This window comes from Planctomycetota bacterium (assembly GCA_038746835.1).
GTDB lineage: Bacteria > Planctomycetota > Phycisphaerae > Tepidisphaerales > Tepidisphaeraceae > JBCDKH01.
Genome location: JBCDKH010000150.1, coordinates 1 through 9,163 on the forward strand (window position 1 = coordinate 1; position 9,163 = coordinate 9,163).

At 64.8% G+C, this 9,163-nt stretch carries 6 protein-coding genes; 2 read left to right on the top strand and 4 right to left on the bottom strand.

The window, feature by feature from the left end; all coding sequences use genetic code 11:
• From AAGI46_13080 to AAGI46_13095, 4 genes are all read right to left on the bottom strand, one after another.
• Positions 1 to 338, bottom strand: a 338-nt coding sequence (locus tag AAGI46_13080; protein MEM1013140.1) for a VCBS repeat-containing protein, incomplete at its 3' end; no start/stop codon positions are given.
• Between the two features lie 30 nt (positions 339 to 368).
• Positions 369 to 2,270: a sulfatase-like hydrolase/transferase gene (locus AAGI46_13085; protein MEM1013141.1), complete on the bottom strand. Its 1,902-nt coding sequence runs from the start codon at positions 2,268 to 2,270 to the stop codon at positions 369 to 371.
• 41 nt (positions 2,271 to 2,311) lie between these two features.
• Entirely contained in the window at positions 2,312 to 3,028 is a 717-nt protein-coding gene (locus AAGI46_13090) for a hypothetical protein (protein MEM1013142.1), read from the bottom strand.
• A 256-nt stretch (positions 3,029 to 3,284) separates the two neighbouring features.
• A complete protein-coding gene (locus tag AAGI46_13095; GenBank protein MEM1013143.1) occupies positions 3,285 to 4,757 on the bottom strand; it encodes an alpha-L-fucosidase in 1,473 nt (490 codons plus the stop codon).
• Positions 4,758 to 4,872: 115 nt separating this feature from the next.
• On the opposite strand from AAGI46_13095, the gene AAGI46_13100 reads away from it, so the two are divergent.
• Together AAGI46_13100 and AAGI46_13105 are read left to right on the top strand one after the other, a co-directional pair.
• Complete coding sequence (locus AAGI46_13100) at positions 4,873 to 7,287, top strand: family 43 glycosylhydrolase (GenBank protein MEM1013144.1); 2,415 nt, start codon at positions 4,873 to 4,875, stop codon at positions 7,285 to 7,287.
• A 38-nt stretch (positions 7,288 to 7,325) separates the two neighbouring features.
• The coding region (locus AAGI46_13105) for a sulfatase-like hydrolase/transferase (protein MEM1013145.1) at positions 7,326 to 9,163 on the top strand (1,838 nt) is incomplete at its 3' end.

A 9,163-nucleotide genomic window follows, 5' to 3' on the forward strand; every position in this document is an offset into this window, starting at 1 on the left:
CGGTCGTAGTCGCCCGGAGCAACGCCGTGCGTGTCGGCCAGCCGGAAGAGGTTGTCCAACTTAGTGAACGTTCCGTCGCCGTCGTTCCGGTAGTGAAAGATGGGCGTCTGGTTGTGGTTGTAGAAGATCAGGTCATAGAAGCCGTCACTATCCATGTCGGCAACGGTCGGCCCGCCGTACTTGGTGTCGGGCCTGGAGTAGATCTCGGCGAAGCTCGAGACGTCGAAGAAGACGACCGGTCGCTCTTCGCTCGGCGTGAAGTCGGCCAGCGCGTGCGATGTCGCTCCGAAAAGCGCGGCGGCAGCGATGGTGGCGGCTGTTTGGATTTTGAGGTGCATGGAAGGTCTCTGGTTGACGGATGAACAGACTCAGGGAGCAGTTTCGACTTCAGGGATGATCGCTGGCGGAATGTCGAGCTTCTTGTCGTCGGCGCCGGCCGCAAAGTTGGAACGGGCGTAGGTGTTGGGCTTGGACCAGTCGACCTCGACCCGCCCGTCGCCGAGGACGATTCGGCCGAGTTTGTCGCGGAGGAAGGCTGCCAGCTCGCGGTACTCCGGGTCGTTTGCCACGTTGTCCCGCTCCAGCGGATCGACGGCCAGGTCGTAGAGCGCCAGGTCGACGTCCTCGACCGGCGCGTTGAGCGCCCATTCGATGTCGCGGCCAATCATGTCCGGCGGTGGGCTGCCGTTGAAGGGGCGCGTCCGCATGGAGAAGCGAAAGCGATCGGTGTGCAGGTACGCCCGCGGACCCGCGACGACGCTGATCTCGCCCAACGCATACGCGCGCTCGGCGTGCACGCCGTTGTGGACGTCCAGCAGGCTGTAGCCGTCGAGGTGCTCGAACGTGTCATCGGCGAGGTCTGCCCCGGCGGCCTGCAGGAGCGTCGGCTTGACGTCGACGTACTCGGTCAGCTGTCGATTGATCTGCCCCGCGGGAAACAGCGACTTGTCGGAAGAGACGACAATCAACGCGTTGCCGACCGACTGGTGCCATGGCGAGAACTTGGCGGAAATGCCTTGCTCGCCCAGGTGCCAGCCGTGATCGCCGACTTGGAACAGGATGAGCCACGGCCGACCGCTGGCTTCGCTGTGCTGCTTGAACGCTTCGACCGCTCGGCCGAGCAATGCGTCGCCGTGGGCGCAGAAGGCGTAATAGTCCTGGGCCATCTGCTGCATCTCGTCGGACGTCATCTCGTCGACCTGGCCGACGTTGTGAATCACCTGCAGCTGTTCGGGCATGTCGTCGAACTCCGCCTGATCGAACTCCGGAATGTCGTACGTGTGCTTCCGGAAACGGTCGCGCACCGACTTGGGCGGCAGCACCGGCGTGTGCGGCAGGTGGAAGCCGAGGTGCATCAGAAGCGGCTTCTCCGGATCTGGCCCCTGCACCGGCTTGCCCCAGAGCGTCTCGTACGGCTGGCCCGCATTGAGCAGGTGGTTCTCGAACTCTTCGACCACGCGCGCGTCGACCGTTCGGTCGGCCGGCATCGGATTTTCGCCGCCGAGGATGATGTCGGAGCTGGCTCGCGTGTAGCCGCGGAGCAGATCGAACTCTTCGGTAAGCGCGTCCTTGGCCCGCTTGTCCTCTTCGGTGATCGGGCCGTCCGTGCGCGTCAGGAAGTGCTGCTTGACGCGGCCGTCTGGGTAGTGCGTGGTTTCAGCGCGGCCTAGGTCTTTCCACTGCCCGCCGGTGGTGTCGTAGACGTTGTTGACGACGAGGTCGCCAAGGCCCTGACGCTGGAGGTCGTTCTTGAAGTGGACGCGGTGATCCCAATGCCCGGCGTCGTGGAAACCCTGCCCAGGTCCCCAGCCGTAGATGTACGAGTCGGCCTTGCCGAAGGTCGCGGTCGTGTAGCCGAGCTCGCGCAGGAACTGCGTCACCGTCGGCCGAGTGAAGTCGGGCATCTGATGCGTCAGCTCGAACGCCAGATGACCCGTGCGGAACGAGTAGCGACCGCTGTGCACCGAACCACGCGATGGTGCGCAGACCGGTGCGTTGTTGAACGTGTTGACGAACAGCACGCCCTCGGCGGCGAGGCGATCGGTGTTGGGCGACTCGACGTAGCCGAGCGGGCTGTTGTCGGTCCCGTAGACCGCGCGGTTGTAAGCCTGGATCGAGTCTGGCCGGTGGTCGTCAGTGACGATCCAGAGGATGTTCGGCTGCACGTCGGACGCGTCGTCGGCCGACGTGCGATTCGGCACCACGAGCATCGAGCCGACGGCTGCGACGGCCCCGACGATCCACCGGGCGAGAGTTGAAGACTGTGACATGGTGTTGGTCCGAACGGTCGCCGCAGGGAACGACGCGACCATCAGTTCATCGGGTAATGGTGCAGAAAGTCGATATCGAGACGGACATCGCTGAGCTCGTACTCCGGCTTGTAGAACCAGATGTTCGAGAGCACGAAGAACTGATCGGAGCGATAGTTCCGGTCCAGCGTGTGGCTGTCCGGATCGGTCGTGTCGGTGAACGCGACGGGCGTGCCCATCAGCTCCCACGCTCCGTCGACGTGCTTCCAGACACGCACGTGGTCGGGCGTGTACTCGAAGCCCCACGTACGCCACCCGTCGAAGTCCGTGCGGCCGTGCAGCATGTAGACGCTCTCCTCGATCTTGGAGCCGCCTTCACGCGCGGGAATCGCGCGGGCGTGGAACATCCGCTCCCACTTGATGTACTCGAACCAGTCGATCTCGACGGTCTTGCCGTTGTCGTTGGGTCGGTTGCGGCGGCCGACGCCCATGTTGTACGAGAAGGACCAGATCGCCGGGTGCGCCGCGTAGGCCTTCTCGGCATCCAGACCGCGGACGCGCCATCGGCAGACGGTGAAGCCGTAGCGGTGTGGATGAATCGCAGAGACCCCGGCCTCGCCATCCTCGCTCGCGAGCAAGCTCAGGTACGTCGCGTCGTCTTCGGTTTCGATCTGGTTGTGGGACGCCTTGATGTTGCCGGCCGCGCCGTCGGATCGGGCTTTGCTCTGCCGCTTCTCCCACCGGTTCGGGTCGATGCGGTCGAAGTCGTCCGAGATCATCGGATCGATGTCGGCCGCAAACGAAGAGCGAAGCTCTGCGGGAACCGCTGGCGGCGTCGAGGTCTGTTCCTTTGCCGCGCTCGCGCACGAAACGCCAGTCAGGCCGACGAACAAGAGAAGGCCGGTCGTGTGATGTGTGAGTTTCTGGGCTAGCAAGGTGCTCCTCCGTCCGGAAGCGGTTTGGTTGTACATCGGTGAACTTGCATTGTAAAGCACAATGCCCGACCCAGGCAGGAGTGGCAGGCAGACGGCGGCGTCAGGTGAGCTTGAGGCCGTACGCCAGATCAGACGACGGCCGCCGTGTCGGCGGCGTTATGGTGATCGTGTCGCCGGTGCGATCGAACGTGAGCGGTCCGTCGACGCCGAGCAGTTCGACGCGTCCGACCGCGCGGTCGGCGACGTCTTCGATCTGCCACGTCCCGCCCGCATCTGGCCAATCCATGGCAATCGCATAGAGCGCCGGGCCCTTGGTGGTGAAGCGATAGTCGCCGAAGCCGAGCGGGCTTTCCTTCGGCTCGGCGAAGTCGCCGGTCGGAATGTCGTTGCCCTGGCCGTAGCGCGACCACGGCCGGGTGTCGTAGATCGCCTCGCCGTTGATCGCGAACCAGTGGGCGAGTGCATCGAGGATGGCCAACGCTCGATCATCCAGCGTGCCATCAGCTCGGCCGGGGAAGTTGAGCAGCAGGTTGCCGTTCTTGCTGACGATGTCGGCCAGCATGTGCACGACGAGTTGTGGCGACTTGTACTCGCGCTCGCGGTCGTAGAACCAGCCGCCGATGCATGTGTCGGTCTGCCACGGCTCGGGCCAGATGCGGTCGACGCCGCCGCGCTCCAGGTCGAGCGTGCCGATGCCCTCGACGTACTCGCCGTGACCGCCGGCCTCGGCCGTCCGCCCCGGCTTGGCGTCGGCCTTGGTCGACTGCTTGTAGCTCTTGAGGTTGAAGACCGCCTCGAGCCGACCGTCGCGCCGGGCGACGTTGCGGTTGTAGAAATCGGCCAGCACGCCGCGGCCGACCTCGCCGAATGGGATCGCCCCGTCGGTGTAGAGCAGGTCCGGGTCGTACTGCTCGACGAGATCGTTGATGCGGTCCGCCCACTGCTGGCACCACCACGCGGGCGGATCGATCGGGTACTGCCGGTTGGTGTCGTCGTGCGGCGGGAAGTAGAGGTCCTCGAAGCCGGGCGTCAGACCGTCGTACGGCACGCCTGCCTTCGGTCCGGACTGGTCGTGCCCCTTGTTCGTGTTGAACCACGAGTACGCCCGCTCCAAGTGCTCCGTCACGCCGAAGCGCAGGCCGTGATGCCGGGCGGCGTCTCGCCACGCACCGACGATGTCCCGGCGTGGCCCGTGGTTGACGGCGTTCCAGCGGTGGTGCTGCGAGTTCCAGAGGTCGTAGTTGTCGTGGTGGACGCCCATCGACACGAAGTACCTAGCCCCGGCGGCCTTGTACTTCGTCATGAGCGCGTCGGCATCAAAGTGCTCGCACGTCCACAGCGGGATCAGGTCCTTGTAACCGTGCTCTGACGGGTGGCCATAGTGGTCGAGGTGATGGGCGTACTGCGGGTGTCCCTCGACATACATGTGCCGGGCGTACCAGTCGCCCGCCTCCGGCACGCACTGCGGGCCCCAGTGCGCCCAGATGCCGAACTTCGCGTCGCGAAACCAGTCCGGACAGACGTACTGCTGCAGCGACGCCCAGTTGCTCTCGAAGTGCATGGCGGGCGTCACGATCGCACGACAGACGGGGCAGTTCAAGCGACGGTGACCTTGAACTGTCCTTGTAAAGCCGGCCGGTTCAAGGTAGAACCCGCAGCGCGTCTTCCGGAGCCGGAGGCCGCGCCTCATGTCGACCGACGCCTTTCCATACACCGTTACCGACGACGTCACCAAGCGGCCGCTGAGCGCGTCGATGCGGCGGAGCTTCGAGCGATATCCGGCGTACCGACCGGAGGACAATCCGCTGTTCACGGCGTTCAAGTACACGCCGCTGGAAGGCTTCGACTACGCCGGCGGTAATGGCACCGTCTCGCGGCGCGACGCGTCGAAGATCATCTGCGAGAACGGCAAGTTCTACGTCTGGTACACGCAACGCCAGACGCCGCACGCCCCGGTCGGCATGGGCCGAGCCAAGGAAGCCACCGACGCGATTCCGTCGTCCGACTGGGACCTGGCCGAGATTTGGTACGCGACCAGCGAAGACGGCTTCCGCTGGACCGAGCACGGCCCAGCGTTTGAGCGTCCGGCCAAACCCGCACCAGGTTGGCGCTCCGTCTCAACGCCCGACATCCTGAAGTGGAAAGGGCGGTTTTACCTCTACTTCCAGGCGTTCACCGAACCCAGCGGGCTGCGCGGCGACTATTGCCCGGTCTCCGTCGCCCACGCCGATTCGCCCGACGGGCCGTGGACGATTCACGAGGGCGAGGTGCTGCCGACGGGCGAGGCCGGTGCATGGGACCAGTTCGCGGTGCACGACCCGCACCCGCTGGTCCACGACGGCAAGGTCTACGTCTACTACAAGTCCGCCTTCGGTCGGCCGGACGTGCTGACGCTCGGGCAGGGCCTGGCCATCGCGGACGATCCGCTCGGGCCGTTCGAACGACATTCGCTCAATCCGCTGATGATGTCGGGCCACGAGACGGCGCTCTTCCCCTTCAACAAGGGCTTGGCCGCGCTGACGATTCGTGACGGCAACGAGCACTACACGGTCCAGTATGCCGAAGACTGGGTCAACTTCGACATCGCCTCGATCGTCGAGTTCCCACCGACGGCTGCCGGGTTCTTCGATCCGGACGCGTTCACCGACTCCGGCGACGGGCGGGGCGTGAGTTGGGGTCTGTGCCACTTCGTCAACGCCGGCGGGCCGGGACGGCAGCACTCGATGCTCGCTCGGTTCGACTGCGACCTTCGGCAGGAAGTCACCGATCCGGTGATGAAGTCGACGAAGTACCTGCACAAGCCGAGTGCCTACTTCGACCAGCCGCTTCCGCATGATGTGCGCGAAACTCGTGCATCGAACGCGACGCCGGATCCGGTCGGCGTGAACCCCGAACGTCAGGCAGCTCCGACCGGCGGGCCGTTCCCGTACGCGTTGGTGTCGGGTCTTGGCGATCGCCCGGTCAGTCGTGCCTTGCGGCGGACATTCGAGCAGTATCCGGCCGCACGCCCGGAAGAGAATCCGTTGTTCAGCGCCTTCAAGTACACGCCACTGGAGGGCTTGGATTACAGCGACGGCGATGGAACCGTCTCGCGGCGCGATCCGTCGAAAATCATCTTCGAGAACGGCCGGTACTACGTCTGGTACACCAAGCGTCACACCGCCTCGCCACCGCTCGGCATGGCCGGGGCTGCCGACGCGACGGACACTGTGGCCTCGGCCGATTGGGACCTGGCTGACATCTGGTACGCGACCAGCACCGACGGCTTCACCTGGCAGGAGCAGGGCGTCGCCGTGGCCCGACCACCCAAGCCGGACGTCGGATGGCGATCAGTCTGCACGCCGGACATCCTGAAGTGGAACGGCCGCTTCTACCTCTACTACCAGTCGTTCGTCGAACCCAGCGGCCTGCGAGGCGACTACTGCCCGATCGGCGTCGCACACGCGGACTCGCCCGACGGGCCTTGGACGCGCGTCGACGGCGTCGTGCTGCCAGAAGGCAAGCCCGGCGAGTGGGACCAGTACGCCGTCCACGGGCCGTGCATGCTGGTGCACGACGGCAAGATCCACTGCTACTACAAGTCGGCGTTCAATCGCCCGGACAAGCTGTGGGTCGCACTCGGCCTTGCGATCGCCGAAGATCCGCTCGGGCCGTTCGAGAAGCACCCGCTCAACCCGGTGCTGAACTCCGGCCACGAGACGAGCCTCTTCCCGTTCAAGGACGGCCTAGCGGCGCTGCTCATTCAGGATGGGGCCGAGCACTACACGGTGCAATTTGCGAAGGACTGGGTGAGTTTCGAGATCGCGTCGATCGTGGAGCTCGCACCGACGGCCGCGAAGTTTTTCGACGCTGACGCCTTTGCCGATTCTGGTGACGGACCCGGTGTGAGCTGGGGGCTTTGCCACTTCGTCAACGCGGGCGAGACCAAGCGTTCGCACTCGATTCTGGCACGGTTCGACTGCGATCTGCGTGCCCAAGTGACCGATCCAGCACTCAAAGACACCCACTACCTGCACCGACCCGAAACGTACTTTGGCCAGCCACTGACCCCGCAGCAGCGGCACCGCGCCGAGGCCGAGGCGGCTGCTTGGAGGAACCGATGAGACCACTTGCTTCAATCACCCGATCGATCGCAGCGGCGATGACCCTCTGCGCCACGTCCGCGGCCTGGGCGGACGACCACGCTGACGACGCACAGCAGCAGCCCAACATCCTTTGGATCATCACGGATGATCATCGCAGCGACTCGATCGCCGCATACAACCAGGCGACGCGCGGTCAGGCACAGAGTCGGCTTGGCTACGTCGAGTCGCCACGCACCGACGCCCTGATCGCGGAAGGTACGCTCTTCAGCAACGCGTGGTGCAACTCGCCGGCGTGTGCACCGTCGCGCGCCGCAATGCACACCGGGCGCTATCCGCATCGCAGTGGCATCTACGGCTTCGAGAAGGCGCACCTCGACTCCGACGTCTCGAGCACGCTCGTGCAGGGCGTCATGAAGGACCACACCTACCAGCCCGCCCACTTCGGCAAGAGCGGCGTGCGCATCTTCCCGTACGAGTCGATGAACCAGTGGCAGCCGCCCGGCTACTACGACCCACGCGTCACCAAGCGCAGCCTCCACGAGTTCGAGGGCAGCGACTTCTGGTTCAACAGCCCGTGGGGCCAGCACGACGGCAAGGGCATGGTCCTCGGCACCGAAGAGGTCTACCGCTTCCCCGACGGCCGCGTCGAACGCTTCTGGCGTAGCCGCGTGGACCGCGAGATCACCGCGGAGGAGAAGGCCCACCGAGCCAAAGTCGAGGAAGAGCTGGACATCCTCCGCACATACACGCGAAGGAACAAAACGCTCATCATCGGCGGCGTCTCATCGAACACGACCTGGAACACCATCGACGGTGCGACGGTGAAGTCGATGCAGCGCTACCTCGATCATCAGGGCAAGTCGTACACCCTGATCGACGGAAAGACCAAGGCCGAGGGGCCGGATCCGAGCCAGCCGATCTTCATTCACCTTGGCTTCAGCGGGCCGCACACGCCGGTCCTGCCGAGCAAAGAGTTTCGCGACCGCTTCATGGACAAGTCGTACGCCGTCCCCGCCTTCGACGAGAAGGAGCTGGAGCTGCTGCCCGAGACCATGCAGCAGCTGCACGACGACATGAACTTCTCGCGCATGACCGACGACGAGAAGCAGCAGGCCATCCGCGACTACTACGCGCTTTGCGCCATGCTCGACTACCTCATCGGCGAGGCGGCCGACTCGTTCAAGGCGTTCAGCGAGGCCAACGGCAGGCCGTGGGTGATCGTCTACGTCGTCGGCGATCACGGCTGGCACCTCGGCGAGCAGGGCATCGAGGCGAAATTCGGTCCGTGGTTCGAGTCCAACCACGGCAGCATCATCGCCGTCTCGTCCGACAAGTCGCTCTTCCGTGCCGGCCAGGTGCACGACGGCTTCGTCGAGTACGTCGACCTAGTCCCGACCTTCTACGACGCGGGCCATATCGACAAAGAGGAGCACCCCGAGCTCGACGGGCTCAGCCTGCTCGATCTGGTCAGCGACAACCCGCCGCGACGAGACTATGTGATCGGCGAGTTCAATCAGGTCCGCGGCGAGCGGTCGTACCTGCGGACGAAAGACTTTGCCTTCTCGATGCGCTGCCGGCCGTACTTCACGAAGCCGGGCGACGGGTACGCTCCCGGCGAGCAGATCATGTGGGGTCTGGAGGCATCGGCCGAAGACGTGCAAATGACGCTGTACGACCTGCGTGTCGATCCGCTGGAGCGCGTCAACGTTGCGTATCACGAGCTGTACGAAGAGCTTGCAACGTTCTTCCGAAACAAGCTCGCCACGATCATCCTCGGCGACGGCCGGGTCGAGGCGGCCTGGAACGAACGCAACGAATACCACTTCAGCAACTTCGCACCCGGCGCCCACGATCGCATCCTCGACTTCCCCGAGGGCGTGGTGCCCGAGCCTCA

Bases quoted from the DNA above. Each gene is read 5' to 3' on its own strand.
- AAGI46_13085 (MEM1013141.1), bottom strand. From the start codon at position 2,270: ATGTCACAGTCTTCAACTCTCGCCCGGTGGATCGTCGGGGCCGTCGCA.
- AAGI46_13090 (MEM1013142.1), bottom strand. From the start codon at position 3,028: ATGATCTCGGACGACTTCGACCGCATCGACCCGAACCGGTGGGAGAAG.
- AAGI46_13100 (MEM1013144.1), top strand. From the start codon at position 4,873: ATGTCGACCGACGCCTTTCCATACACCGTTACCGACGACGTCACCAAG.